At 61.9% G+C, this 26,970-nt stretch carries 22 protein-coding genes and 1 riboswitch; of the genes, 15 read left to right on the plus strand and 7 right to left on the minus strand.

Going from position 1 to position 26,970, the window contains the following annotated elements; genetic code table 11:
* Nucleotides 1-240: 240 nt before the first annotated feature.
* A complete protein-coding gene (locus tag ABID19_RS19425; protein ID WP_354492530.1) occupies nt 241-951 on the minus strand; it encodes a DUF6065 family protein in 711 nt (236 codons plus the stop codon).
* 166 nt (nt 952-1,117) lie between these two features.
* Complete coding sequence (locus ABID19_RS19430; protein WP_354492531.1) at nt 1,118-1,693, minus strand: GNAT family N-acetyltransferase; 576 nt, start codon at nt 1,691-1,693, stop codon at nt 1,118-1,120.
* 67 nt (nt 1,694-1,760) lie between these two features.
* Here ABID19_RS19430 and ABID19_RS19435 point away from each other — a divergent pair, with 67 nt between their 5' ends.
* From ABID19_RS19435 to ABID19_RS19445, 3 genes are all read left to right on the plus strand, one after another.
* Complete coding sequence (locus tag ABID19_RS19435) at nt 1,761-3,089, plus strand: DNA polymerase IV (protein ID WP_354492532.1); 1,329 nt, start codon at nt 1,761-1,763, stop codon at nt 3,087-3,089.
* Between the two features lie 179 nt (nt 3,090-3,268).
* On the plus strand, nt 3,269-4,342 hold the full coding sequence (locus tag ABID19_RS19440; protein ID WP_354492533.1) for a helix-turn-helix domain-containing protein: 1,074 nt from the start codon (nt 3,269-3,271) through the stop codon (nt 4,340-4,342).
* Between the two features lie 201 nt (nt 4,343-4,543).
* Entirely contained in the window at nt 4,544-5,605 is a 1,062-nt protein-coding gene (locus ABID19_RS19445; protein WP_354492534.1) for an alpha/beta hydrolase family protein, read from the plus strand.
* A 266-nt stretch (nt 5,606-5,871) separates the two neighbouring features.
* Here the strand turns inward: ABID19_RS19445 and ABID19_RS19450 are convergent, their stop codons facing one another.
* Nucleotides 5,872-6,378, minus strand: coding sequence for a hypothetical protein (locus ABID19_RS19450; protein WP_354492535.1), 507 nt, complete (start codon nt 6,376-6,378; stop codon nt 5,872-5,874).
* Nucleotides 6,379-6,564: 186 nt separating this feature from the next.
* On the opposite strand from ABID19_RS19450, the gene ABID19_RS19455 reads away from it, so the two are divergent.
* Nucleotides 6,565-7,446 carry a DMT family transporter gene (locus ABID19_RS19455; RefSeq protein ID WP_354492536.1) on the plus strand — a complete coding sequence of 294 codons (882 nt, stop codon included), beginning with the start codon at nt 6,565-6,567 and terminating at the stop codon, nt 7,444-7,446.
* A 103-nt stretch (nt 7,447-7,549) separates the two neighbouring features.
* Here ABID19_RS19455 and ABID19_RS19460 read toward each other — a convergent pair whose 3' ends face one another.
* Entirely contained in the window at nt 7,550-8,353 is an 804-nt protein-coding gene (locus tag ABID19_RS19460; protein WP_354492537.1) for a potassium channel family protein, read from the minus strand.
* 254 nt (nt 8,354-8,607) lie between these two features.
* On the opposite strand from ABID19_RS19460, the gene ABID19_RS19465 reads away from it, so the two are divergent.
* The 3 genes from ABID19_RS19465 to ABID19_RS19475 all read left to right on the plus strand — a co-directional run bounded on the left by ABID19_RS19465 (nt 8,608) and on the right by ABID19_RS19475 (nt 10,643).
* Nucleotides 8,608-8,949: an ArsR/SmtB family transcription factor gene (locus ABID19_RS19465; RefSeq protein WP_352930691.1), complete on the plus strand. Its 342-nt coding sequence runs from the start codon at nt 8,608-8,610 to the stop codon at nt 8,947-8,949.
* Complete coding sequence (locus ABID19_RS19470) at nt 8,946-9,872, plus strand: SRPBCC family protein (protein WP_354492538.1); 927 nt, start codon at nt 8,946-8,948, stop codon at nt 9,870-9,872. The genes ABID19_RS19465 and ABID19_RS19470 overlap by 4 nt, the downstream gene beginning before the upstream one ends.
* A 222-nt stretch (nt 9,873-10,094) precedes the next feature.
* Nucleotides 10,095-10,643: a dihydrofolate reductase family protein gene (locus ABID19_RS19475; RefSeq protein WP_354492539.1), complete on the plus strand. Its 549-nt coding sequence runs from the start codon at nt 10,095-10,097 to the stop codon at nt 10,641-10,643.
* Nucleotides 10,644-10,668: 25 nt separating this feature from the next.
* Here the strand turns inward: ABID19_RS19475 and dnaE are convergent, their stop codons facing one another.
* The gene (dnaE, locus tag ABID19_RS19480; RefSeq protein ID WP_354492540.1) at nt 10,669-14,196 is read right to left on the minus strand and encodes a DNA polymerase III subunit alpha; all 3,528 of its coding nucleotides are present in this window, start codon (nt 14,194-14,196) and stop codon (nt 10,669-10,671) included.
* A gap of 198 nt (nt 14,197-14,394) precedes the next feature.
* Nucleotides 14,395-16,407 carry an acetyl/propionyl/methylcrotonyl-CoA carboxylase subunit alpha gene (locus ABID19_RS19485; protein WP_354492541.1) on the minus strand — a complete coding sequence of 671 codons (2,013 nt, stop codon included), beginning with the start codon at nt 16,405-16,407 and terminating at the stop codon, nt 14,395-14,397.
* 201 nt (nt 16,408-16,608) lie between these two features.
* On the opposite strand from ABID19_RS19485, the gene ABID19_RS19490 reads away from it, so the two are divergent.
* The 8 genes from ABID19_RS19490 (at nt 16,609) to gcvP (ending at nt 25,618) form a co-directional block, all read left to right on the plus strand.
* Nucleotides 16,609-17,736, plus strand: coding sequence for an S-(hydroxymethyl)glutathione dehydrogenase/class III alcohol dehydrogenase (locus tag ABID19_RS19490; RefSeq protein ID WP_091597176.1), 1,128 nt, complete (start codon nt 16,609-16,611; stop codon nt 17,734-17,736).
* Nucleotides 17,737-17,811: 75 nt separating this feature from the next.
* Entirely contained in the window at nt 17,812-18,279 is a 468-nt protein-coding gene (locus ABID19_RS19495; RefSeq protein WP_091597173.1) for a YaiI/YqxD family protein, read from the plus strand.
* Nucleotides 18,280-18,415: 136 nt separating this feature from the next.
* On the plus strand, nt 18,416-19,099 hold the full coding sequence (locus ABID19_RS19500) for a DUF1345 domain-containing protein (RefSeq protein ID WP_354492542.1): 684 nt from the start codon (nt 18,416-18,418) through the stop codon (nt 19,097-19,099).
* Nucleotides 19,100-19,213: 114 nt separating this feature from the next.
* Nucleotides 19,214-20,095 carry a cytochrome b/b6 domain-containing protein gene (locus tag ABID19_RS19505; protein WP_354492543.1) on the plus strand — a complete coding sequence of 294 codons (882 nt, stop codon included), beginning with the start codon at nt 19,214-19,216 and terminating at the stop codon, nt 20,093-20,095.
* Between the two features lies 1 nt (nt 20,096).
* On the plus strand, nt 20,097-20,885 hold the full coding sequence (locus ABID19_RS19510; RefSeq protein ID WP_354492544.1) for a molybdopterin-binding protein: 789 nt from the start codon (nt 20,097-20,099) through the stop codon (nt 20,883-20,885).
* A gap of 175 nt (nt 20,886-21,060) precedes the next feature.
* Nucleotides 21,061-21,147: riboswitch (glycine riboswitch) on the plus strand.
* A 148-nt stretch (nt 21,148-21,295) separates the two neighbouring features.
* Nucleotides 21,296-22,414, plus strand: coding sequence for a glycine cleavage system aminomethyltransferase GcvT (gene gcvT, locus ABID19_RS19515; RefSeq protein WP_354492545.1), 1,119 nt, complete (start codon nt 21,296-21,298; stop codon nt 22,412-22,414).
* A gap of 8 nt (nt 22,415-22,422) precedes the next feature.
* Nucleotides 22,423-22,791 (plus strand): glycine cleavage system protein GcvH, encoded by a 369-nt coding sequence (gene gcvH / locus ABID19_RS19520; protein WP_354492546.1) that lies wholly within the window; start codon nt 22,423-22,425, stop codon nt 22,789-22,791.
* 16 nt (nt 22,792-22,807) lie between these two features.
* Entirely contained in the window at nt 22,808-25,618 is a 2,811-nt protein-coding gene (gcvP, locus tag ABID19_RS19525) for an aminomethyl-transferring glycine dehydrogenase (protein ID WP_354492547.1), read from the plus strand.
* Between the two features lie 65 nt (nt 25,619-25,683).
* Here the strand turns inward: gcvP and ABID19_RS19530 are convergent, their stop codons facing one another.
* Nucleotides 25,684-26,853 (minus strand): GGDEF domain-containing protein, encoded by a 1,170-nt coding sequence (locus tag ABID19_RS19530; RefSeq protein WP_354492548.1) that lies wholly within the window; start codon nt 26,851-26,853, stop codon nt 25,684-25,686.
* Between the last annotated feature and the right edge of the window lie 117 nt (nt 26,854-26,970).

Raw genomic sequence — 26,970 nt, forward strand, 5'->3', positions numbered from 1 at the left:
GTTCGGTTCTGGTCCGCCGGAGCACTGCCGCGAGGTAACGGCATGGATCCCAGGGTCTCCGCGACGTCGCTTCGCTCCTGCTCCGCCCTGGGATGACGAAGGGAGGGATGTCTCGGCCGATCTCGAAGGTTTGCGATTCTGCCACTGAGATTAGCCGTTGAAAGGGACTATGGACATTCGCTGCCGATCGCCGATCTTTCAAAAGAGCGGCGGCACGGTTCGGCTTGAAAGTCCGCCGCTCTAACGGGCTGCGCGGGCCCATTTGCGATACCAGCCTTCGCTCGCGATCGTGTTGCGGTAGACCGTTTCGCGCTCGGTCGCCTCGCCGCCGGTTTCCGCCCGGATCTCCGCCTTCAGTGCCGCGCCTTCGCGGCGGATCGGAATGACCTGGACGAGCGGCGTTCCCTTTTCGATGACGTAGAGGCCGTCTGGCGCGGTCGCGAAAAACGGAAAATGGATGTGGGCTGCATAGGTGTCGGTATCGACAATGCCGGCGACGCATTCGAAAGGCTGAGCCGGCCTGTTGAGCGGCGGCAGGAACAAGGAACTCCATCCCGGCGGAGTACGGATCGACCAGTAGTTGTGAAACTTGCACGGCGGACCCGGTTCCCTAGGGTTGCCGGCGACCTGATGGGCACCATGATTGCTCACCATAGTCCTGTCGAACTCCCAGCCGGCATCGACCGTGCGGCCGCCATTCTTGATCTCAAGGCGGACGGTCGCTGCGAGCGGCAGGATCCAGCCGGTCGTCATAGCATCGAGAAACGGCATGCAGCGCTTGATGGTGAGGCCATTGTTGGTAGCTGACGCATGCTGCGAATCGACTGCCGGCAGTTTGCGGAACCAGTCCGGCAGGACCGTCTTGGCCGCCACTGGCGGGGCGATGACGCCATGGTCTTCCGGCCGACAGACAAACCGGATCGAACGAGAGGTCTGGGAAAAATGAAACATCGATAGCCTCCATGGAAAATCCGAGGAGGAACGGACCGCAGAAGGATTTATTCCTGCTGACAGCATTGTATCGCAAGGCCGTCCATTGGCGCCGTCTCGTCAGCCCATGCAGGCTGGCCATCATGGTTCAAGCGACGGCCGCGACAACGGCGCGCAAAGCTCGCAGCTAAAGCACCAATCGCATCAGCGGCCGGCCGGCCTTGCGCTCGACCAGCCTCTCGAAACCAGCTTTTTCGAAGACTCTCGACGAGCCGACGAACAGCCCGATCGAACGCGAATCTTTCGACAGGTCGATCGGACATGCCTCGACCAGCCGCGCGCCGTTCTGGCGCGCAAATGCGATACCGCCTTCGACCAGGCGATGACTGACGCCCCTGCCGCGCGCCTTGACGCGAATGAAGAAGCAGGAAATCGCCCAGACGCCGGGATCCGTGGCGTCAGCGGGATCGACCGGCGCCGATCCCCTGCCCTTATTGTTCCATTCGGGCACGTCGGCGCGCGGGCCGATCTGCATCCAGCCGACCGCCTTGCCATCTTCGAACGCCAGCAGGCCGGGCGGCGGCCCGGCCTCGATCCGCGCCTTAATGTGGTCCTTGTTCCGTTCCCGGTTGCTGGCGCGGCGCGTTGCCGGCGACAGCCGGAAATGCGTGCACCAGCAGCCGTAGCAGGCACCTTGCTTACCGAAAAGATCTTCGAAATCCACCCAAAGCTCGGGCACCAGCGGCGCTATGGTCGTATTCATGAGCTCTCTCCCGGCCCGCCGCTTGTCGTGGCGTCCGTCCTGACGTACCATTGCATTTGTTCTCTTTATGTTCGCAGCGATGGCGGCCTCTGTCAATAATCCCGACCACGGTTTTTGCCGCGATTGCCTGAGCTTCCAGCGCAGCGAGGCACGGCGCTGCGAACGCTGCGGCAGCCCGCGGCTCGCCCGCCATCCGGAGCTCTACCGGCTGCATCTTGCCCATATCGATTGCGACGCGTTTTACGCGGCCGTCGAAAAGCGCGACAACCCGGCGCTGAAGGACCGGCCGTTGATCATCGGCGGCGGCAAACGCGGTGTCGTATCCACCGCTTGCTACATCGCCCGTATCCACGGGGTGCGCTCGGCGATGCCAATGTTCAAAGCGCTCGAAGCCTGTCCGGAAGCGGTCGTCATCCCGCCGAACATGGAAAAATATGCGCGCGTCGGCCGTGAGGTGCGCGCCACGATGCAGGCGCTGACGCCGTTGGTCGAACCGATTTCCATCGATGAGGCATTCCTCGACCTTGCCGGCACCGAGCGCCTGCACGGCTTGCCACCTGCGGTGGTGCTGGCACGCTTCGCGCTCGGCGTGGAGAAGGAGATCGGCATCACCGTTTCAGCAGGGCTTTCCTACTGCAAGTTCCTGGCCAAGGTGGCGTCGGACTTCCGCAAGCCGCGCGGCTTTTCGGTGATCGGCGAGGCCGAAGCATCAGGCTTTCTGGCCGAGCAGCCGGTGACGCTGATCTGGGGTGTGGGAAAAGCCTTCGCCGCAACGCTTGGACGAGACGGCATCCGGATGATCGGCCAGTTGCAGCGCATGGAGCGCAGCGACCTGATGCGCCGCTACGGCGTGATGGGCGACCGGCTCTATCATCTTTCACGCGGCGAGGACGAACGCCGCGTCCATCCCGACCAGGACGCAAAAAGCGTCTCGGCGGAGACCACCTTCGACACCGACATCGCTTCTCTGGATGAATTGGTTTCGGTGCTGAGAGCGCTGTCGGAAAAGGTCTCGGGGCGGCTGAAGAAATCCGGCATTGCCGGGCGCACCGTAGTGCTGAAGCTGAAGACCCAGGATTTCAAGACCCGTACGCGCAACCGCCAGCTTGCCGACCCGACACGGCTGGCCGACCGCATTTTTTCGACCGGGCTCGAGCTGCTGCGCAAGGAGGCGAACGGCACAAGATACCGGCTGCTCGGTATCGGTGTCAGCGACCTCTCGAACGACGAAAAGGCCGATCCGCCAGACCTCGTCGACATCCAGTCGCGCAAGCGCGCCATGGCCGAAGGCGCCATCGATACGCTGCGCGACAAGTTCGGCCGCAACGCGGTCGAGACCGGCTACACCTTCGGCAAGGGCCGCAACGCCCACCCGCCCGAGCCGATCGAGGAGTGACTGACGCTTGGTACCCCAATGCGGGATACCTGTTGGACCCGAAGCTTGGGAGAAATGTCGCAAAACTTGATTTACGCGATGTCGCAAAAGCCGGGTGCGAAACTGTCGCTTTAATCGGGAGTTTGCGAATCCTGCACTGACGCATACGACTAAAAACCCGTCCGTGCTACTGGTCACTCATGCCTTCGATACCGCTTCCATTCGTCATCTCCATTGTTCTCTGCCTCATCCTGGTGCGGATGATCCGGCAGGGAGAACGGAAACTAGGGCTGTTTCCTCTGCTCGTCGCCACTTTTGCCGCTCAGGCAGTCTTGTCGGGACTGAATTGGAACGTTGGCTGGGATCCGGCCCGTTTTATTCAGCCAGTCGTCGCGGCGGTCCTTCCCGCGCTCACCTTTGCAGCTTTCGACCAGCTCCGTCGCAATAGGCTTGTAAGACCCACCGACATACTGCCGCACCTGGTACCGGCGAGCATCGTTGCAATTCTCGTCGCCTTCTGGCGCGCACCAATCGATATCGTTCTCTTTGCCATTTACCTCGGATATGGTCTTGCGCTTCTAAGGGTTGGCCGGAAGGGGCCGGGCGCACTTTCCGCCGTACGTATCACCGATGAATGGACCGCACATAAGGCGCTCGTCGCAGTGGCCGTCATGCTTGTTGTGACCGCCTTTATCGACGCAATAGTGTCGCTCGATTTCGTCCTTGGTGATGGCCAGCAGGCGCGAACGCTTCTAAGCGTTGCGAGCGTTCTATGGCTGGCGGTCGCCGGTTATGCCGCCACGGTCGCGGATAATACTCACCCCGACAATGAGACAAATTCCTCTGCGGACGATTTCGCCTCCTCCTCCGCATTGCCAGCGTCAACAAGCATCGAGGATGACGAAGCAATAGCAAGCCGGGTCGATGCTCTAATGCGGGAGCAACATCTTTATCGCGATCCGGACTTGACGCTGGAGCGTCTTGCACGACGTGCCGGCATCCCGGGACGCCAGATTTCCGGCGCTCTGAACCGGATTCATGGCCGCAACGTCTCACAGCTTGTGAATGAATACCGTGTCAGCGATGCCAAACGACGGCTGGTCACGACACGCGATCCGGTGACCGTCATCATGCTGGAATCTGGTTTCGGCACAAAATCGAACTTCAATCGGGAATTCCTACGCATCACAGGCATGACGCCGAGCAGCTATCGGCGCAGGGGCGGCGAGACATCTCCCGCGCCCGATGCGCGAACGGAAGAGCCCGCCTCGTAGCCCTTTGCCCTCCGGCCAAAGTCATCGCACGAAACGACCTGAATCGCGATCTCGAACGTCCAAGATCGTGTTAGAGGGCGCGCCGTGTTCTCTTTTGGGCAAGTTTCAGCCTGACCCCACGCTCGTCTCCGTCAGCATAAAATCAGAATGCGGATGAAGATCAGCAGCGTGCCGAGGATGAAGGCCATACGAGGAAATCCTATGAAATTGTTGATAAAACTCGCGACATTGCTTTGCGGCATCATCTCTCCCGTGTTGATGGCGCACAACTCGGCTTCTGCCAGCGAATTTGTCGGCGTGCGCCAGATCTCGGCTCCCTCCAAAGAGCGAGGCAGCGATCTTGCCGTGACCGTTTGGTATCCGGCGGACCCAGGCGGCAAACCTGTCACGCTTGGCGAGAGCGTATTTTTCGTGGGAACGGACGCCATGCTCGAAGCTCCGATCTCGCGCGGAAAATATCCACTGATCTTGCTATCCCATGGCGCTGGCTTGGGAGGAACTCCGCAAGCTATGAGCTGGATTGCAACGCCATTGGCGAAACAGGGGTTCATCGTGGTGGCTCCTACTCATCCCGGGAACGCCGGGGCAAACAGATCAGCAGCAGAGACGATGAAGCTTTGGTTGAGGCCTGCCGATATCACAGCGACCTTGGATGCGATCGAGAAAGATGCGCCTTTTAAGGATAGCCTCGAAGCCGGCAAGGTCGGCGCACTCGGGCTTTCGGCGGGCGGAAACACTGTTTTGGCGCTTGTCGGCGCTCGTATCGACCCAATCCGTCTGGCAAGCTACTGTGACACCGACGCCCTTAATCCCTCGCTTTGCGGTTGGGTGAGGCAAAGCGGCGTTGATCTTCACGCCATGGATATGAAGCTGGCTGGTCGGAACAACGAAGACAGAAGAATTCAGTTTGCCATGGCGATTGATCCTGCGCCGGTGGACGTGTTTCAGACCAATACGTTTTCGGAGGTTTCCATTCCTGTCGAGATCGTGAACCTTGGCCGACCAGGAAAGATCCCTCGGACCGCGCTCGCTTCCGGGATAGCTAAGGCCATTCCGGAGGGTAAGTATTCCACGATCGAGGATGCGAGCCATTACAGCATGTTTGGCGTATGCAAACCCGGCGCGGCCGAGATCGCTGATTCCGAAAAGATCGGAGATCGCATCTGCTCAGACGGAGGAGGACACCCCCGCCTCGAAATTCATAAGCAGTTGGTCAATATGGTCACTGAGGCTTTTGATCGAGCGCTGAAGACGGAGCATTGATGGGCAGCATGGTTTCGCAAAATCCTGAATTTCGCGAGAGTTTTGCCTTGGCCATCCAATGAGTGGTTTGCCTACCCCAAAGTGAGAGTTTCGCGACTGATTTTTGCGACAACCGCAAGGACTGCTAGCCGCCCCGAGCCGTCTTTCGCGTCGGGTACCAAGCGTCAGATTTTCACAACTGGCTAGACGATGATCCCGAACCGGAGAGCCGCGTAAGCGAAAAGTGGAAAACCGGTTCTCCGAAGAGATCATGCCAGGCGAGAAGATCAAGTGCGCCGCAAGTCGATCCGGCTGGTCATCACGCGCTCGCCGGTTTTCGGGTCGACATCGATAACGGTCAGCCGCATGCCGTCCTCGCCGTTCTTCTCGACCGTCATTTGCGCCGTGCGATCGCCATTGACCTCCTTCGCCCAACGGATGCCGAGATTGATCGCATTGCCCGAGCGCCTGCCGCTGAGCTGTGCTGGCCCGGTGCGGGATCCGACATAGGTGCCGGTGTACTTCGTCCCGCTGGACTTCAGGTCGGCACTGATGGCGCGCGTCACCACGACGAGACCGCGGCAGGTGCCGTCCAGCGACAATGAGTTCGATGTCGCGTCGGAACTGAAGCGGCAGGAGACGTTCACCGTCGGTGCCTCGGTGGTTACCTTGACAGTCCCCTTCCCGGTAAAACTGCCCTGGAACGAGCGGAGAAAATCGGCTTCATCAGCGTGAGCCGCGCCAGCTGCAGCCGTCAGGCAGCCGGCAAGTACAAATGGTGCAAATGATTTCATCGAATCTCTCCTCGTTGAGATCGGAAACAAGGCACTTCCTTCTGGGATCAATACTGGGAATCAACGCCTGCCGTCATGGCAGGTTCCGCCTTCAACATGACTGTTTTGCAACGCGCAGCGTCTGGCCCAGCCGAATGCATCGCCTTAGCGGTTGCAGTGAAAGTCCGGGCTTGCGACATAGCGCCCATGGCACCCTCACCCTCGATCCCCAAGGCCGCGTTCTGGATGGCGCTGTCGGTCGCCTCGTTTCTGGCGATGTCGGTCGCCGGTCGCGCCACGACCGCCGAGCTGAACGTTTTCCAGGTGGTGGAGCTGCGCTCGGTGATCGGCTTTTTCATACTCCTGCCGCTGGTGATGATGTCAGGCGGCTTTGCTGCGATGCGCACGAAACGACCCATCGCCCATATCGCCCGCAACGTTATTCACTATACAGGTCAGGCAGCCTGGCTTTACGCTCTGACGCTGATCCCGCTGGCCGTACTCATCTCGATCGAATTCACGACGCCGATCTGGACGGCCATTCTGGCGGTCGGCTTTCTTGGCGAAAGGCTCAGCCGGCCAAGACTTGCGGCCATCGTGCTCGGATTGATCGGCGTGATGATCATCGTACGTCCGGGCGTTGGCCCCGTCGATCCGGGACATGTCATCGTGCTAGGTGCCGCGGTCTGCTTCGGTATATCAGTGGTTCTGGTCAAATCGCTGACGCGGACGGACAGCGTCGTGTGCATCATCTTCTGGATGATGGTCATCCAGTCGGTGCTCGGTCTTGCCCCGGCGCTCTACGAATGGCGCAACCCGCCGCTCGAACTGTGGCCGTGGATCCTGCTGATCGGCTTCACCGGCATGTCGTCGCATTTCTGCATGGCCCGCGCGCTTGCCTATGCCGACGCGACCGTCATCTCGCCGATGGATTTTTTACGCGTGCCACTGTCGGCGCTGATCGGCTGGCTGCTCTATCAGGAGCAGATCGACGCCTTCACCGCCGGCGGTGCCTTGCTGATCCTGATGGGCAATCTGCTCAACCTGCAGAAGAAAGCCACCAAACCCGCGGAAGTGGCAGTGTCTTAGCATTTTGCTGCCAAACGTCTTTGTTTGGCGTCCGACAAAATGCGTCAAAGCAAAGAGCTAGAGGGCTGTTTTATTTCACAAAAACGGCGCTATAGCCCGCATTTCAGTCGCCTTCGTCGGGTATCTTGAGGAGATGCCCGCAGGCCTTGCAGTGGACGGCGTCGGGCTCGTGCCGTTGAAGGCCGCATTGCGGGCACGGGAAGAAGACCTTGGCGGGCCGGAAAAGCGCCTGCGCCAGCCTGACGAACAGCGATATGCCGATGATCATGGTGACGATCGCGGTGAGCTTGCCTGATATGCCCGGCAGGACGATGTCGCCGAAGCCGGTCGTGGTCACCGTCGCGACGGTGAAATACAGCGCGTCGACATAGCCTTCGAGACCGGCCCCGGTGCGGAAGAAGAAGGTGTAGACGAAACCGGTGACGACAAACAGGAATGTCAGGAGATTGATGACCGCGTGGCTTGCCTCGCGCCATTTTTTGAGGCCGCGCATTTCGAAATGCCGCCACAGGGAGCCGCTGCGCGACAGCGACCACAGCCGCAATATGCGCAGGAATCCCAGATTGGCCAGCGCCGAAGGCATCAGCAGCGTCAGTAGGATGAAGGCGTCGACCCACGATGTCGGCTGTTTCATCAGGCGCAGCATGTCGTTTGAGGCAAGCAGCCGTGCAATCATGTCGGCGGCGACAAGTGCTGCCACCGAATAGTCGAGCCAGAGGAACGAAGACGACTCCTGGATCACCGGTGTGGCGATGAAGAAGGCGATGATGGCAAGGTCAATGATGATCGCCGCCAGTTGGAACCGGAAAGCCGCCGGCGTGCGCCCGTGATAAAGCTTGCGCAACGTATCGCGCAGCCGTGCCAAGGCTGAAAACTCCTGCGCTTCGTCCTTGTCTGCCGCCTTCATGACAACTGCGATAACGTTCGCTGCGACAGCCGTCCAGTGGGCAGAGCGGCGGAAGTCGCCGTTGGTAGAGAACATCCGGAGAGAATTTTGTCTTCAATTGCAGTCGTCGGCCTGCGCTCGCATCGCTGTTAGCAGCCTCTCAGCGGACCCGGCAAAGCTGCCTGCTCAACAACTCCGCGTGGTGGGCGAAAAAACTTAGCGACTCGACGAAGTTTTCGCTTGCGTGACCGGTTGGTCGGGCGATAGTTAGCGACATGGCTAAGCATGACCCTGATCTCTCGCTGCTCTTCCACGCGCTGGCTGATCCGACCCGCCGGTCGATACTGACCCGGCTCGCCGAAACACCTGCGCGGGTAACGGATCTGGCTGGGCCCACGGGACTGCGTCTGCCCACGGTGATGCGGCACCTTTCCGTGCTGGAGGAGGCAGGGTTGATCTCCACCTCCAAGGACGGGCGGATACGCACCTGCGCCATCGTGCCCGAGGCTCTGGACCCAGTACGGACATGGCTCGATGAACAGCGGGCCATCTGGGAAGCTCGGCTTGACCGGTTGGACGCGTTTGTAATGAATGTGATGAAGGAGCGCGCAGAATGACACAGAACCTCTCGACAAACATTGCGACCCGCGTGGTGCCTGATGATAGGAAAGGCCGCTTTGCGACGCTGACCTTCGAACGGGACGTGGCCGCGCCGTTGGCGGCGCTGTGGGAGGCATGGACGGCCCCGGCCGCGCGGGCGATCTGGGCTGCGCCATCGCCCTCGGTCACCGTGGAGTTCTTGGAGGCCGATACCAGGGTGGGTGGACGCGAAGTCTCGCTCTGCAAGGTAGAGGGCCATCCGGACATCCGCTGCGAGTGCGGTTGGCTGGCGTTGCAGCCGGCGCTGTGCAGCGTGAACTATGAGGTGATCTCGTCCGAAGGCGTGACGCAATCGGCAGCGCTGGTGACAGCCGATTTCGAAGGTGCGGACGAGCGTAGCCGGTTGGTCGTGACGGTGCAGCTTTCCTCGCTGGCGCAGGACATGGAGGCAGGCTATCGCGAAGGCTTCGGCGCGGGACTAGACAACCTCGCGGGCGCGGCGGAACGAACCATGGTGCTGCAGCGGGTAATTCGGGCGCCACGATCCATCGTGTGGGGCGCCTGGATGAACTCTGAAACGCTGCCGCAATGGTGGGGGCCGGATGGCTTCTCCTGTCGAACGAAGAGGATCGATTTGCGAACGGGCGGCGAATGGGTATTCGACATGATCGCGCCTGACGGCACGGTCTTCCCGAACCACCATCTCTATAACGAGGTCCGGCCCGAGGAGAGGATCGGCTATACGCTGCATTGGGGCGAGAACGGGCCGAAACATGCCGACGCCTGGGCCTCGTTCGAGGATCAGGACGGGGCAACGAAGGTAACGCTGGGCATGGTATTCAGCACGGCTGCCGAGTTCCAGGATGCGAAGGGCTTCGGTGCAGTGGAACTGGGCCTGCAAACTCTGGGCAAACTGGAACGCTTCGTCGCATCCCACTGAAATACTGCGACTTCCCGTCGGCTCGAATTAGGGCCTGCGGACGAGGTCCTCATCCATGTCGCGCCTGTCCTCATCGGCAACAGCATCCACCTCTTCAGTCAGGAGGGCATGGAGCCGATCGGGCTGGGGAAGACCGAGGTCTCGGAAGCCGGGCAAATCGCCAACATGCGCTTCCGCTTCGGGCCGAGAATTCACAAAGGGATACACGAAGAGGAGGATTCTATGAGAAAATTGATCATTTGGGACATGGTGACCGTCGACGGCTTCTTCCAAGGTCCGGACAGGGACATCAGTTGGTTCGTTTTCGAAGAGGAACTCGAGAACTACATTCATGAGACCCAGGAAAAGGCCGACACGCTGATCTTCGGCCGCGTGACCTACGAGCTCATGGCAGCCTATTGGCCCTCCGAGCAGGGCTGGATCGCGGACTTCATGAACAAGATCGACAAAGTGGTCTTCTCGCGCACGCTGAAAAGCGCCGACTGGAACAACACGAAGCTCTTCAACGGCAATGTCGCGGAAGAAGTCTCCAAGCTGAAGACCAGGGACGGCGGAGACATCTTCGTGTTCGGCAGCGCCGACCTCACGGCAACCCTGATGGAGCACGGCCTGATCGACGAGTATCACCTCGGGATCAACCCCGTCATTCTCGGGAAAGGCACGCCGCTCTTCAAGGGCGGCCCGAACCGAATACCCTTGAAGCATCTGGAGACGAGGACGCTCAAATCAGGTGTTGTCATCCTCCATTACGCGCCGGAGAGCAGACAATGACGATCGATCCGCTTTTAGAGCGCGCTCATACCAGTTCCACTTCTACCACGCCCGGCACCGCGCGCATGGCCGACGCGATCTGCGGCGAGACGCGGTAACGATTGGGCAGTTCGATCTCGACCTCGCCCTGCGCCTCATCCTTGATGACGATAATGCTCACCTGACTGTCGCCGCGTTGGGTAAGCTGCGATTGAATCGCCGACGCCGGTCGGTCATTCCTGACAAAGATGCGCAGGGCCTTCTGGATGCGGCTTGCCTCATCTTCCAGAGACTGCACGGTCTGGATGCGCAGATTGACGCCTTCGGGTCTGTCCTCGGCCGAAACGGTGATCACCACCGAACGGCCGGGCTCGAGCAGGTCGCGATACTGCGCCAGACCTTCGGAAAACAGCACGGCTTCATACTGGCCTGACGTGTCGGAAAACTGCACGACGCCCATCTTATTGCCGGTGCGCGTCTTGCGCTCCTGTTTGGTGGTGACGGTGCCGGCAAGCCTGCCGGCGGCAGCGCCGCGCTTGACGGCGGCGGAGAATTCGGCCCAGGTCTGCACCCGCATCTTCTGCAGCGCCGCCTTGTATTCGTCCAGCGGATGGGCCGAGAGGTAGAAGCCGACCACCTGGAATTCACGGTGCAGGCGGTCGGCGGCAAGCCACGGGTCGGTCGCCGGCAGGTTGAGCGCCTGCGACTGTGCGCCGATCGAGGCGCCGAAAATGTCGTGCTGGCCCGATAGTGCATTCTGCTGCGCCAGCGACGCCAGCCCCATCATCCGCTCGACGCCCGCCACCATCGCGGCGCGGTCGTGGCCGAAGCAGTCGAGCGCACCGGCCATGATCAGGCTTTCGAACACCCGCTTGCCGACGATTTTCGGATCGACCCTTTCGCAGAAATCGGCGAGGTTCTTGAACGGTTTTTCACCGCGTTTGGCGACGATGTGCTCGACCGCCGCGTCGCCGACGCCCTTGAGCGCGGCCAGCGAATAGAAGATCCGGTTCTCACCGACTTCGAAGGGACGGAAGCTCGTCATCACCGAGGGCGCCACGACATCGATGCCGAGGCGCAGGGCATCCTGGCGGAAATCCGCGAGCTTGTCGGTGTTGCCCATGTCGAGCGTCATCGACGCGGCCAGGAACTCGACCGGGTAGTGCGCCTTCAGATAGGCCGTCTGATAAGAGACGACCGCATAGGCGGCGGCATGCGACTTGTTGAAACCGTAGTCGGCGAACTTTGCCAGCAGATCGAAGATGAAGTCGGCCTGCGGCTTGCTAACGCCCCGCTCGACGGCGCCCGAGACGAAACGCTCGCGCTGCTTGTCCATCTCGGCGCGGATCTTCTTGCCCATGGCCCGGCGCAGCAAATCGGCTTCGCCCAGCGAGTATCCGGAGAGCTCCTGCGCGATCTGCATCACCTGTTCCTGGTAGACGATGACGCCTTGCGTCTCCTTCACCAGATGGTCGATCTTCGGATGGATCGACGCCATCTCCTCCTCGCCATGCTTTCTGGCGTTATAGGTCGGGATGTTCTCCATCGGTCCCGGCCGGTAAAGCGCGACCAGCGCGATGATGTCCTCGATGCAGTCGGGCCGCATGCCGATCAGCGCCTTGCGCATGCCCGCACTTTCCACCTGGAACACGCCGACCACTTCGCCGCGCGACAGCATGGCGTAGGTATCGGGGTCGTCGAGCGGAATGTGGGCGAGATCGATCTCGATGCCGCGGCGGCGGATCAGCTTGACCGCGGTCTCCAGCACAGTCAGCGTCTTCAGGCCGAGGAAGTCGAACTTAACCAGCCCGGCCTGCTCGACATATTTCATGTTGAACTGGGTGACCGGCATGTCGGAGCGCGGGTCGCGGTACATTGGCACCAGTTCCGACAAAGGTCTATCGCCGATGACGATGCCGGCGGCATGCGTCGAGGCGTGGCGGTAGAGCCCTTCCAGCTTCTGCGCCATGTCGAGCAGCGTCTGCACGATCGGCTCCCGCTCGGCCTCTTCGGCAAAGCGCGGCTCGTTGGCGATGGCGTCGGCGAGCTTGACTGGATTGGCCGGGTTCGACGGCACCATCTTGGATAGCTTGTCGACCTGGCCATAGGGCATCTGCAGCACACGGCCGACATCGCGCAGCACCGCGCGAGCCTGCAGCGTACCGAAGGTGATGATCTGGCCGACCTGGTCGCGGCCGTATTTCTGCTGGACGTAGCGGATCACCTCCTCGCGCCGGTCCTGGCAGAAATCGATGTCGAAGTCTGGCATCGACACGCGGTCGGGGTTGAGGAAGCGCTCGAACAGCAGCGAGAAACGCAGCGGATCGATATCGGTGATGGTCGTCGAATACGCGACCAGCGAGCCGGCGCCCGAACCGCGGCCCGGCCCGACCGGAATGCCTTGCGCCTTGGCCCACTTGATGAAGTCGGCAACGATCAGGAAATAGCCGGGGAATTTCATCTTCTCGATGATACCGAGCTCGAAATCGAGCCTTTCGCGATATTGCTCGACCGTGTAGCCGGGTGTGGGCCCATGCGCCGCGAGCCGCGCATCCAGCCCTTCGTGCGCCTGGCGGCGCAGTTCGTCGGCCTCTGCCTTCAGCGCGGCGTCATTGTCGGCGACATCGCTGCCTGTGAAACGCGGCAGGATCGGGTTGCGGGTCTTGGGATAGTAGGAACAGCGCAGCGCAATCTCGACGGTGTTGTCGATCGCTTCCGGCAGATCGGCGAACAGCCGCGCCATGTCGGCCTGGCCTCTCAGAAAATTATCGGGCGAAAGGCGCCGGCGATTGTCGACGGCGACCACCGAACCTTCAGCGATGGCGATCAGCGCGTCATGCGCCTCATAGTCGTCGCGCGACGAGAAAAACGCCTCGTTGGTGGCGACCAGCGGCAGGTCATGGCTGTACGCGAGATCGACGGACGATTGCTCGATGGCCCGGTCATAGCCGGAAACCCGGTCCAGCTCGACATAAAGCCGGTCGCCGAACAGCGTCTTGAGCGCCAAAAGCCGTGTCTCGGCGAGATCGCGGCGATCCTCTTTCAAGGCGTTGCCAATCGGACCGCGCGGCCCGCCGCTGAGACAGATCAGGCCGTCGCAATGGCCTTGCAGCATCTCGGTCGTCAGATGCACGGCCTCGCCGGGCGGCGTTTCGAGATAGACCCGGCTGACCAGCCTGACCAGATTGCTGTAACCGGCCTCGGTCGCCGCGATCAAAACCACTGGCCGCATCTCCGGGCCCTGCCGCCTGCGGTCGCGCTGGCTGTCGCTGGCTTCGCCGGAAAAGGCGAGAGCGGTCTGGCAGCCGATGATCGGCTGAATGCCCTCCTTCACCGCTTTTTGCGCGAATTCAAGCGCGCCAAACAGATTGTTGGTGTCGGTGACGGCGATGGCCGGGGCCTCGTCCTTGACCGCATGGGCGACGACCGTGCCGAGCTGCAGGGCGCCTTCGAGCAGCGAATAGGCTGAATGCACGCGCAGATGGATGAACGGCCGCGCCGGCACTTCCGGCCTCGACGCCTTCACAAAGGCTTCGCGCCGCAACGGGTCGCGTGGAAGTATCTCATTCACCATGCTTTTTTAGCGCCAATTGAAAGGACTCAGTCGATAAAGACGTATTGTCCGGTACCGGACGATGCGAGTCCAGCTTTGCGATTCGAGCACTGCAAGCTCGCGATCCCTTGCTTTGTGACGGCATGTATGCTAGGAATATATGCATGGTGCTGATTTGCGCCAACGGCCCGCCGCCGAGGCGGGTTTTTGTTTACAGCCTTACGCGAATTCCATGATCACCGCATCGACGGCAAGGCTATCGCCTGGCTTCGCGTTGAGTTTCGACACGGTGAGATCACGCTCGGCGCGCAGGACGTTTTCCATCTTCATCGCCTCGACCACGGCCAGCGTCTCGCCGGCCTTGACCTCCTGCCCCTCGGCAACGGCGATCGACACGACGAGGCCGGGCATCGGGCAGAGCAGCATCTTCGACGTGTCCGGCGCCACTTTTTCCGGCATCAGCCTTTCGAGCTCGGCGGTGCGCGGCAGCATCGCGCGTGCCGTCACCGACATGCCTTTCCAGGCGATGCCAAACCCGTTCAGGACCGGCCGGATCTGCGCCGCGATTCTTCGGTCGCCGACCGTGCCGCGCCAGATGAGATCGCCCGGCCGCCAATCCGACACCACCGTCAGCGCCTTGCCGCCATCGATCGACAGATCGAGCTCCATCGGAATGGAGATCATACCTTCGAGAACGGAAGCCGAAAGGTACTCCTCGCCGATCTTGACCACCCAGTCGCGTTTCAGCGCACCCGAATGAGGCGCCAACCGCCCGCCAAGCCGGTCGAGCCGGTCGCGGCGCAGCAGTTCGACCGCAGTGGCGATGGATGCCAGAACGGCCTTTTCCTCGTTGTCAGGCACGATCGGCGCGAACCCGTCGGGATATTCCTCAGCGATAAAACCGGTCGACAGTCGGCCGTCTCGCCAGCGCGGATGCTGCATCAGCGCCGCCAGGAACGGTATGTTGTGCGCGATGCCATCGACAACGAAGCTGTCCAGCGCCTCGGACATGGCGTCTATTGCCGCGAGCCGCGTCGGCGCCCAGGTGCACAGCTTGGCGACCATCGGGTCATAGAACATCGAGATTTCCGACCCTTCGGTGACGCCGGTATCGTTGCGGATGACGATGTCGCCGAACTGCCCCTCTTCCGGCGGCCGGTATCTCGTCAGCCGGCCGATCGACGGCAGGAAATTGCGATACGGGTCCTCGGCGTAGAGCCGGCTTTCCACCGCCCAGCCGTTCAGCTTGACGTCACTTTGCTTGATAGCGAGTTTTTCGCCGGCAGCTATGCGGATCATCTGCTCGACCAGATCGATGCCGGTGACGAGCTCGGTCACCGGGTGCTCGACCTGCAATCGCGTATTCATTTCAAGGAAATAGAAGTTCTTTTCGTTGTCGACGATGAACTCGACCGTGCCGGCGCTCTGGTAGTCGACGGCCCTGGCCAGCGCCACCGACTGCTCGCCCATGGCTTTGCGGGTCTTGGCGTCGAGGAAAGGCGAAGGCGCCTCTTCGACGACCTTCTGGTTGCGGCGCTGGATCGAGCATTCGCGCTCGCCAAGGTAAAGCGCGTTGCCATGCGCATCGGCCAGCACCTGGATCTCGATGTGGCGCGGATCGACCACGAACTTCTCGATGAAGACGCGGTCGTCGCCGAACGAGCTTTTCGCCTCCGACCGCGCCCGGTCGAACCCGTCGCGCACCTCGGCCCTGCTCCAGGCGATGCGCATGCCCTTGCCGCCGCCGCCGGCCGAGGCCTTGATCATCACGGGATAGCCGATCTCGCCGGCGATTTTCTCGGCATGATCGGCATTCTCGATAACGCCGAGCCAGCCGGGCACTGTGCTGACCTTGGCTGCATTGGCGAATTTCTTCGATTCGATCTTGTCGCCCATCGCCCTGATCGCTCTGGGTTTCGGGCCGATGAAGACGATGCCTTCCTTCTCCAGAGCCTCACAGAACGACGCGCGTTCGGACAGAAACCCGTAACCGGGATGGACGGCTTCAGCACCGGTCGCCTTGCAGGCGGCGATGATCTTCTCCGGCACCAGATAGCTCTGCGTGGCCGGTGAAGGCCCGATATGCACCGCTTCGTCGGCCATCTCGACATGCACTGCATCGCGATCGGCGTCCGAGTAGACCGCCACGGTGGCGATGCCCATCTTGCGCGCCGTCTTGATGACGCGGCAGGCGATCTCGCCGCGATTGGCGATCAGGATCTTTGTGAACATGCGGTTTTGTTCCCTCGGCTGCCCTTCTTTTATGGGCTTCGCCCGGCCGGTCAAGGCAAGTTGACGGCTATCCCGGATGCAAGTCGGCCAACCGCCGACCAAAACCCGGCTACCAACTGTCAATTCGTCCCATAGTCCAGCACCTGCAGATACGCTAATGCTCGGCCCCGATTGCAGATTTGCCCTGAGAGGAGATGTTTGATGAAAACCCGTGCCGCTGTCGCTGTCGCCGCCGGAAAGCCGCTGGAGATCCTGGAGGTCGACCTCGACGGCCCGCGCGCCGGCGAGGTGCTGGTCGAGATCAAGGCGACCGGCATCTGCCACACCGACGAATTCACGCTGTCGGGCGCCGATCCCGAAGGCATCTTTCCGGCGATCCTCGGCCATGAGGGTGCCGGTATCGTCGTCGATGTCGGCAAGGGCGTCACCTCGGTCAAGAAGGGCGACCACGTCATCCCGCTCTACACGCCGGAATGCCGGCAGTGCCCGTCCTGCCTGTCCAGGAAGACCAATCTGTGCACCGCCATCCGTGCCACGCAGGGGCAAGGCCTGATGCCGGACGGCTCGTCGCGCTTCTCGATCGGCAAGGACAAGATCTTCCACTATATGGGCTGCTCGACCTTCTCCAACTTCACCGTGCTGCCCGAGATCGCGGTGGCCAAGGTCAATCCAGACGCGCCCTTCGACAAGATCTGCTACATCGGCTGCGGCGTCACCACCGGCATCGGCGCGGTGATCAACACGGCCAAGGTCGAGATCGGCGCCACGGCCGCCGTCTTCGGCCTCGGCGGCATCGGCCTCAACGTCATCCAGGGGCTGCGCCTTGCCGGCGCCGACATGATCATCGGCGTCGACCTCAACAACGACAAGAAGGAATGGGGCGAGAAATTCGGCATGACGCATTTCGTCAATCCGAAGGAGATCGATGGCGATATCGTGCCCTACCTCGTCAACATGACCAAGCGCGGCGCCGACCAGATCGGCGGCGCCGACTATACGTTCGACTGCACCGGCAGCACCAAGGTGATGCGCCAGGCGCTGGAAGCCTCGCACCGCGGCTGGGGCAAGTCGGTGGTCATCGGCGTGGCCGGTGCCGGCCAGGAGATCTCGACGCGGCCGTTCCAGCTCGTCACCGGCCGCACCTGGATGGGCACCGCCTTCGGCGGCGCGCGCGGCCGCACCGACGTGCCGAAGATCGTCGACTGGTACATGGACGGCAAGATCGAGATCGACCCGATGATCACCCACACGTTAAAGCTCGAAGACATCAACAAGGGTTTTGACCTGATGCACGAGGGCAAGTCGATCAGGAGCGTGGTGGTTTATTAACGAGAACCACAAGCCGCTGAAAATCGCGACTTGGACCGCGAGGACAGCGACCGCTCACACGCGTTGGAATTAACCATGCCCGCACCCGCAATCTACGTCGACGCCGATGCCTGTCCGGTGAAGGCCGAGGTCGAGAAAGTCGCCGAGCGCCATGGCGTCGTCGTGACCTTCGTCTCCAATGGCGGCCTGCGCCCGTCACGCGATCCGATGATCCGCAACGTCGTCGTGTCCAAGGGCGCCGATGCGGCTGACGACTGGATCGTCGACAATGCCAAGCCCAATGACATCGTTGTGACATCCGATATCCCGCTTGCCGCCCGCACGGTGGCGCTTGGCGCCCATGTGCTCGGACCGACCGGGCGCCCGTTCACGCCGGAAACGATCGGCATGGCGGTGGCGATGCGCGACCTCAAGCAGCATCTGCGCGAGACCGGAGAAAGCAAGGGCTACAACGCCAGTTTCGCGCCGCAGGACCGCTCGCGCTTTCTCGGCGAGCTCGACCGCATCTTGCGGCGTGCGCTGAAATCCGCTGCGCTGGGCTAGCGCTTCGCCGCTATCGGAGTCAGCGCAGCAAAACCGGGAAGCGGTTCTCGGCATCATGCGCACAGTCAAAGTGCTATAATGTCCGAGTCTCAACAGACGAGCGGCGGTAAGACGGACCGCCACCAGAGGTCGGGCCATGACGACCGAGATGCCCCTGAAGAAACCACTGCACCGCCACATGCAGTTCGCGGTATCGGCCTGCATCGGTGTGGTGGCGCTGGCGATCGCGCTGGTCTTGCGCACTCCGCTCGCCTTTTCGATCGGCGCCAACGCGTTTTTCGCCGCCTACACCATCATTGTCGTCGCCCAGATGCCGCTGCTCACTGACCGCTATCTGAGCAAGAATGCCCGCGCCACCGATCAGCCGGTGCTGGTCATCTTTGCCGTGACGCTGATCGTCGTCGCCGTCGCGATTATCTCGTTGTTTCAATTGATCAACCGGGAGGGCAGCGCGCATCCTGTCGAACTCACCTTCGCACTGCTGTCGATCCCGCTCGGCTGGTTCACCATCCACGCCATGACGGCGCTGCACTACGCCCATGTTTACTGGCTGAACGACGAAGAGACCGGCCCCGGCGGCAAAGCGAAGCAGAAAAAGCCCGTCGGCGGCGTCGTGTTTGCCGGTAAAGAGCGGCCGGACGGCTGGGATTTCCTCTATTTCTCGACCACCGTCGGCATGACTTCACAAACCTCCGATACCGCGGTTTCGACCACCCAAATGCGTCGCATCGTGCTCTTGCATTCGATCGTCTCGTTCTTTTTCAATACAGTGATTGTCGCCGCCGCCGTCAACCTCGCCGTCAGTCTCGGGAGCCGGTAATGTCGGCAGGCCGTAATAATTCCGTGATCGGGTGAAACATCGCTTTGGCTGGCAACGTATTGGGAGGAGAACGATCGGAAAGGCCGACTGAGCGGCCGGAAGGACGCAAAAAAAATGGAATCGGTTGCCAGGAGCCAATCCACCGCCGTGCCAGATACTGCCACGCCGAAGGATGCGACGCTGATCTACCGGCAGTCGCGCTGGACCCGGCTGACGCACTGGCTCTGGGCCATCTCGCTGTTCTTCATGTTGCTTTCCGGCCTGCAGATCTTCAACGCCCGCCCCCAGCTCTATATCGGCAAGGAGTCGGGATTCGCCTATGACAACACCATCTTCGCCATCGGCGCCGAGAACACCGCAAACGGTCCGCGCGGCTACACCGAAATCTTCGGCAAGCGCTTCGATACCACCGGCGTGCTCGGCTGGTCGGGGCCGGCAGGTCGGGAGACGTCCCGCGCTTTCCCGTCCTGGGCAACGATCCCCTCCTATTACGACCTCGGCACCGCGCGCGTCGTCCATTTCTTCTTCGCCTGGATACTGACCACGACGCTGGTCGTCTGGCTTGTCGCCAGCCTGGTCAACGGCCATCTGCGCCGCGATCTTGCCCCACGCATCGACGATCTCAGGCGCTTGCCGCGAGACATCGTCGATCATGCCAGATTCAAGTTCCACCACAGGCGCGAGTACAACACGCTGCAGAAGATGGCCTATGGCGGCGTCATGTTCGTGCTGCTGCCGCTGATGATCATCACCGGCCTTGCCATGTCGCCGAGCATGAACGCGGTGCTGCCGTTCCTCAACGATCTGCTCGGCGGCCGGCAGACGGCGCGGACGATTCATTTCATCGTGATGCTGCTGCTCGTCGCCTTCTTCATCATCCATATCCTGATGATCTTCGCCGCCGGCCCGATCAACGAGCTGCGTTCCATCATCACCGGCTGGTACCGAACCGATCCGCCGGCGCAAGGCAGCAAGACGCCCCAAAGGAGCGCGTGAGATGGCGAAGTTTGTGATCAGCCGCAGAAAATTCCTGACCTCGGCCAGCCTCGGCGTCTCCGGTATCATACTGTCGGGTTGCGATGCCTTCGACAGCCAGCTTGGCGTCGGCGACGGCCTGCGCAGCTTCCTCGAAGGCGCCAACGGCTTGACCTGGCGCGCGCAACGCCTGCTTGCCGGCGATTCGCTGGCGCCGGAATTCACCGAAGCCGACATTCGCCAGCCGCAGCGGCCGAATGGCGTCACCGCGCCGGGTGACGATGTCTACAAGGGCCTGCTCGCCAACAATTTCGCCGACTGGCGGCTCGAGGTTTCCGGCCTCGTCGAAAAGCCGCTGTCGCTGAGCCGCGAGCAATTGATGAACATGCCAAGCCGCACCCAGATCACCCGTCACGACTGTGTCGAAGGCTGGAGCTGCATCGCCAAATGGACCGGCACGCCGCTGTCGCTGGTGCTGGACCAGGCGGTGGTCAAGCCGCAGGCGCGTTACGTGATGTTCCATTGCCTCGACACGATCGACCGCAGCCTGTCCGGCGACGTCAAATATTACGGTTCGATCGACCTGATCGATGCCCGTCACCCGCAGACGATCCTTGCCTATGGCGTGAACGGCAAGCCGCTGCCCGTCGAGAACGGCGCGCCGTTGCGTGTCCGCGTCGAGCGCCAGATCGGCTACAAGATGCCGAAATATCTCCGCAAGATCGAACTGGTCGACAGTTTCGCCGCCATCGGCGGCGGCAAGGGCGGCTACTGGGAGGACAATGGCTACGACTGGTACGGCGGCATTTGAACCGAACCGGCGCGACGCTGTTGCAACCGCCTAAGCGAGCTTGTCGATCAGCGGCCTCAGCGCCGGGTGGATTTCTGGCATGGTCAGCGAAGACTTGTCGGTAAGGTGTCGCTGGCAGGTGACAAGGTGTCGCCCACAGGCTATGGATAACGAGTCGAGGGCTCACATTGAGTCCTACCTGTTTGCGGGAGAGAGCAGCGAGAGCTGCCGCCGAAGGGGAAATCGCCCGAAATCTCTCAGGCAAAAGAACCGTAGACGGGAAAGACACTCTGGAAAGTCGGGGCTTGCCCCCGCGCCGAAGGTGTAAGCGCTGCCGACAGAGTTACGGGGCGCGAGTCTCTCAGGCTTCAGACAGAGGGGCACGGACTGGTCGCCATTCGCGGCCGATTGCGTGCGACTCTGGAGACGACATGACGGGCGACGACACCAAACACCTTCCCCTCGAAGATCTGCACGTGGCAGCCAATGCGCGCTTTGGCGCGTTCGCCGGCTGGTCGATGCCGCTGACCTATCCGGCAGGCGTGATGAAGGAGCACCTTCACACCCGCGAACATGCCGGCCTGTTCGACATCTCGCACATGAAGCTGTTCGAGATCAGTGGGCCGGGCGCCGGGTCGCTGCTCAATCGCACATGCCCGCTCGACGCCGGCGCGCTTGAGATTTCCCAGTCCAAATACACGTTCTTTCTCAATGAAGCCGCCGGCATCATCGACGATTTGATCGTTACCAGGCTCGGACAGCAACGCTTCATGGTCGTCGCCAATGCCGGCAATGCCGAAGCCGACGAAAAGCACCTGCGCGCTTTTGCCGTGGATTCTGACACAAAGGGTGGTTTTGACGCCAAAGTGGACGCACTCGACCGCGTCTTCCTGGCCATTCAGGGGCCCGAAGCCTGGGCCGCCCTGTCCCGCGCCGGCATCGAGAACGGAACACTGCTGTTCATGCATGGCTTTGAGCCCCGCGAGAACTGGTTCATGAGCCGGTCGGGCTATACCGGTGAAGACGGTTTCGAGATCGGCCTGCCGGAAGCCGACGCGCGAAATCTCGTCGCCAAACTGCTCGAGGACGAGCGCGTGATGTGGGTTGGACTGGCCGCCCGCGACAGCCTGCGGCTCGAAGCAGGCCTGTGCCTGCACGGACTGGACATCACGCCGGAGATCGACCCGGCCAGCGCCGGACTGATGTGGGCGATCCCAAAGGACGTTCGCGCCTCTGGCGCTTTCATCGGTGCCGATGCATTGCGTTCAATCCTGGAGCGCGGCCCGACGCAGAAACGCGTCGGCCTGAAGCCGGAAGGCCGCCAGCCGGTACGCGCCGGTGCTGCCCTTTTCGACACCGACGACAATCCCGCCGGCCATGTCACCTCCGGCGGTTTCGGCCCTTCGGCCGGCCATCCGGTCGCCATGGGCTATGTCCAGACAGCGCTGGCCAAACCAGGCACAAAACTCTTCGCCGACGTTCGCGGGACGAAAATCCCGATCGATATCAATCCCCTGCCCTTCACGCCGCATCGCTATCGCAAAGGATGAACCTTCTCATGCCAAAAACCTATTTCACCGAAGATCACGAATGGCTCCGCGTCGAAGGCGGTGTCGCTACCGTTGGCATCACCAACTATGCGCAGGAACAGCTCGGCGATCTCGTCTTCGTCGAATTGCCGGAGCTAGGGAAAAAGCTGGCCAAGGGCGATACCGCCGTTGTGGTCGAATCCGTCAAGGCTGCATCGGACGTCTATGCACCGGTCGACGGCGAGATCACCGAGGCAAACACCTCGCTATCGTCTGATCCGTCCCTGGTCAATTCGGCGGCGACCGGCGACGGCTGGCTGTGGAAGATGAAACTGGCTGACGAGAGCCAGCTCGAAGGTCTCCTGGATGAGGCCGCCTACAAAGCCCATATTGGTTGATAGCAGGACCAGGAAGATGACTGTAGCACCCTACCCCTTCTCGGCCCGCCATATTGGCCCTGGCCTCAATGATATCAGAGCCATGCTGGCGACGATCGGCGTTCCCTCAGTCGAGACGCTGATCAGCCAGGCAGTGCCGAAATCGATCCGGCTCGACCGACCGCTGGCCTTGCCGTCACCGGCAAGCGAAGCGGAGGCGCTGGCCGAGCTTTCGGCGACAATGGCAAGAAATACAGTTCTGAAGAGCTTCATCGGCGCCGGCTATCACGGCGTCCACGTGCCGCCGGTCATTCAGCGCAATCTGTTCGAGAATCCGGCCTGGTATACGGCTTACACGCCCTACCAGGCCGAGATCAGCCAGGGCCGGCTCGAAATGCTGTTCAATTTCCAGACGCTGGTCACCGAACTAACCGGTCTGCCGGTGGCGTCGGCCTCGCTGCTCGACGAGGCGACAGCGGTCGCCGAGGCGGTCGGCATCGCGTTGCGCCATCATCGCGACAAGCGAACCAAAGTCGCGCTGGCCGGCACCCCGCATCCGCAGACGCTTGACGTCGTGCGCACCCGCGCCGAGCCGCTCGGCATCGAGGTCGACGGCGACACGATCGATGATAACACGGCCGCTCTGCTCGTCTCCTGGCCTGATACGTTTGGCGTCTATGGCGACCACAGCGCGGCAATCGAGAAGGCCCGTGCCACCGGCGCGCTGGTCGTCTTCATTGCCGATCCGCTCGGCCTGACGCTGACCGAAGCACCGGCTAGGCTTGGCGCCGACATCGCTGTCGGCCCGATGCAGCGGTTTGGCGTGCCGATGGGCTTTGGCGGCCCGCACGCCGCCTATTGCGCCGTTTCCGACAGGCTGACGCGGCTGATGCCCGGCCGCCTCGTTGGCCAGTCGACCGACAGCAAAGGTCGCCCCGGCTATCGTCTCGCCTTGCAGACGCGTGAGCAGCATATCCGCCGCGACAAGGCGACCTCCAACATCTGCACCGCGCAGGCGCTGCTCGCCAACATGGCGACAGCCTATGCGATCTGGCATGGTCCCGCCGGGCTGCAGGCGATTGCGGAGCGCATCCACACGCTGGCCAGCCGCCTGGCAGCCGGCCTCAAGGCAGCAGGCGTTTCGGTGCTTGGCGCACGCCGCTTCGACACGGTGACGGTGGAAGTGAAGGGCAGAGCCGACGCGATCGCCGCCGCCGCCGAAAAGACCGGCCGATTGCTGCGCGTCATCGACGCTGACCACATCGGCATCAGCTTCGATGAGACCTCGACCGATGCCGATCTGGACGCGATCGCGACGCTGCTCGGCGCTAAGGCGGGCGCCGCTGCCGGGCGCACTATGCCAGGGCAGCCACGCGGCAAGGAGTTTCTCAGTCAGCCGGTGTTCCACGAAAACCACTCGGAAACCGAGATGATGCGCTTCCTGCGCCGGCTGGCCGACAAGGACCTGGCGCTTGACCGTGCTATGATCCCGCTCGGATCCTGCACCATGAAGCTCAACGCCGCTGCAGAGATGATGCCGGTAAGCTGGCCAAGCGTCGCCAATCTGCATCCCTTCGCACCGGCAAGCCACTCGGCCGGCTACCGCGCGATGATCGACGAGTTGGAAGCCTGGCTGGCGGAGATCACCGGCTTCGACGCGGCGACCCTGCAGCCCAATGCCGGCAGCCAGGGCGAATATGCCGGGCTGCTCGCCATTCGCGGCTACCACCGCTCACGCGGCGAAAGCCACCGCACGGTTTGCCTGATCCCGTCGTCGGCACATGGCACCAACCCGGCGAGTGCGGCGATGGCCGGCATGAGCGTCGTCGTCGTGCGCTGCACCGAAGACGGCAACATCGACGTTGACGATCTGAAGGCCAAGGCTGCCGAGCATGCGCAGAACCTCGCGGCATTGATGTTCACCTATCCCTCGACGCATGGCGTCTTCGAGGAAGGCGCGCGTGACCTCTGCGCGTTGATCCATGAGCATGGCGGCCAGGTCTATTTCGATGGCGCCAATCTCAACGCGCTGGTCGGCCTCGCCCGGCCGGGCGACATCGGTGCCGATGTCTGTCACATGAACCTGCACAAGACCTTCTGCATCCCGCATGGCGGCGGCGGCCCCGGCGTCGGCCCGATTGGCGTCAAGGCGCATCTCAAGCCATATCTGCCCGGCCACGTTACCGAAGGCTCCGGCCATGCGGTGTCGGCCGCACCGTTCGGCAGCGCTTCGATACTGCCGATCACCTGGATGTATATCCGCATGATGGGCGCTTCGGGCCTGAAGCAGGCAACCGAGACGGCGATCATTTCCGCCAACTACATCGCGACGCGGCTCGAGGCGCATTTCCCGGTGCTCTACAAAGGCAGGCACGGACGCGTCGCGCATGAATGCATTCTCGACACCCGCGTGCTCAAGGACAGCGCCGGCATAAGCGTCGATGATATCGCCAAGCGGCTGATCGACTACGGCTTCCACGCGCCGACCATGTCGTTTCCGGTGGCAGGCACGCTGATGGTCGAGCCGACCGAATCCGAGCCCAAGGGCGAACTCGACCGCTTCTGCGAAGCGATGATCGCGATATCGAGCGAGGCAGCCAAGGTGGCGAAAGGCGAATGGCCCCTGGCCGACAATCCGCTAGTCAATGCGCCGCATACCGCCGCCGAGGCACTGGCGGCCCAGTGGGCCCACCCGTATTCGCGTCTGGAGGCGGCTTATCCGGCCGGCGACGCCGACACATCAGCCAAATACTGGCCGCCGGTATCGCGTATCGACAATGTCGCCGGCGACCGCAACCTCGTCTGCTCCTGCCCGCCGCTGTCGGAATATCTGGGGGCGGCGGAATAGACGATGAAAAGTGGAATCCGATTTTCGGGCAAGATCATGGTCTAACAAAAAGATAGAAGCCTCAATCAGGCAGAACGCAAGGCCGGCGCGTCGGCCTTGCTCGCCTTGTTCTGGGCGACGACGCGATTTCGACCGGCGCGCTTTGCCGCATAGAGTGCCGCGTCGGCTTCGGCAAGCACATCGTCGAGACTGGTGCCGCCTGTCCCGCCAAAGCCGATGCCGCCACTGACCGTGCTGCGCAATGGACCAAGCTGGGTGGCGACGACTTCCGTGCCGAAGGCGACGCTGATCTTGCTCGCGATGTCATAGGCCTTCTCTTCCGTCATCCGAGACATGACCAGCACGAATTCTTCGCCGCCCAGCCGGAAAGCATCGACTCCGGTCCTGGCATATCTCCTGATGACAGCGGCGAAGCGGCGCAGAACCTGATCGCCAACGGGATGACCGAATACGTCGTTCGTCCTCTTGAAATGATCGAGGTCGAATATGGCGACGGACATGAACGGACCGAAAACCCGTTCACCGTAGAATGCCGTTAACGCCCGCCGGTTCATCAGCCCGGTCAGTGGGTCGGTCATGGTCTCGGCCTTTAATTCGATCTGCGCCCGCAAATGGTGGAGCGAGAACGTCAAAGCACCGAGCCCGGTCATGCAGGCGACCGACACGACGGAATTCAACCGTTCGGCCCAGTTGTCGGGCGCAATGCCGAGCACCCATTGGCCCTTGACCAGCAGGACCGCGCCGCAAAGTCCGAAGGACAGCGCACAGACGCCGCTCAGGAACGAAACGACCAGCAATATCCGGCTGTCATGATCGCCTTTGACCCAGAAAATCACTCCCATAGCCAAGAGCAGCGCGGTTACCGTCGCGTAGGTGATGATGAAGCCGACACCGTCAAACCCGAGATACGTCGCGCCCGCGCAAACGGCCATCGCAGCCAGTGTCGGCAGAACCGCGCGCCTATAGTCGCGCATGCCGAGATATTGCATGGCCGACAGGCACAGGATCAGGAAGCCCAGGCTGAGAAGCGCAAGCACAATCTGGCAAAGCCAGGGGCTGGGATCCCTGGCATAGTGCCAAAACAAGACCACATGCACGACGAGCACAAGAATGCCGCACGCCACCGTCAGCATAGAGCGTGCCTGTGGCGCGGTGAACCAGATCGCAAACATGGTGATGCTGAGGCACGTGCCCGACAGCGCCGCCGCGAGCAGGAGCGAACTGTAATCCAACATGCGTAAGCGGCAGCCTCTTCAGGAGTTCCGCTGCATTCTAGGTCAGCGGCAGTGCGCTGATACCGTTTTTCGGCCAACCTTCCGGCGCAACCTTCGGACAAGGTTTACAAAGCGTCG

The sequence above is a fragment of the Mesorhizobium robiniae genome (assembly GCF_040545535.1).
Classification (GTDB): domain Bacteria; phylum Pseudomonadota; class Alphaproteobacteria; order Rhizobiales; family Rhizobiaceae; genus Mesorhizobium; species Mesorhizobium robiniae.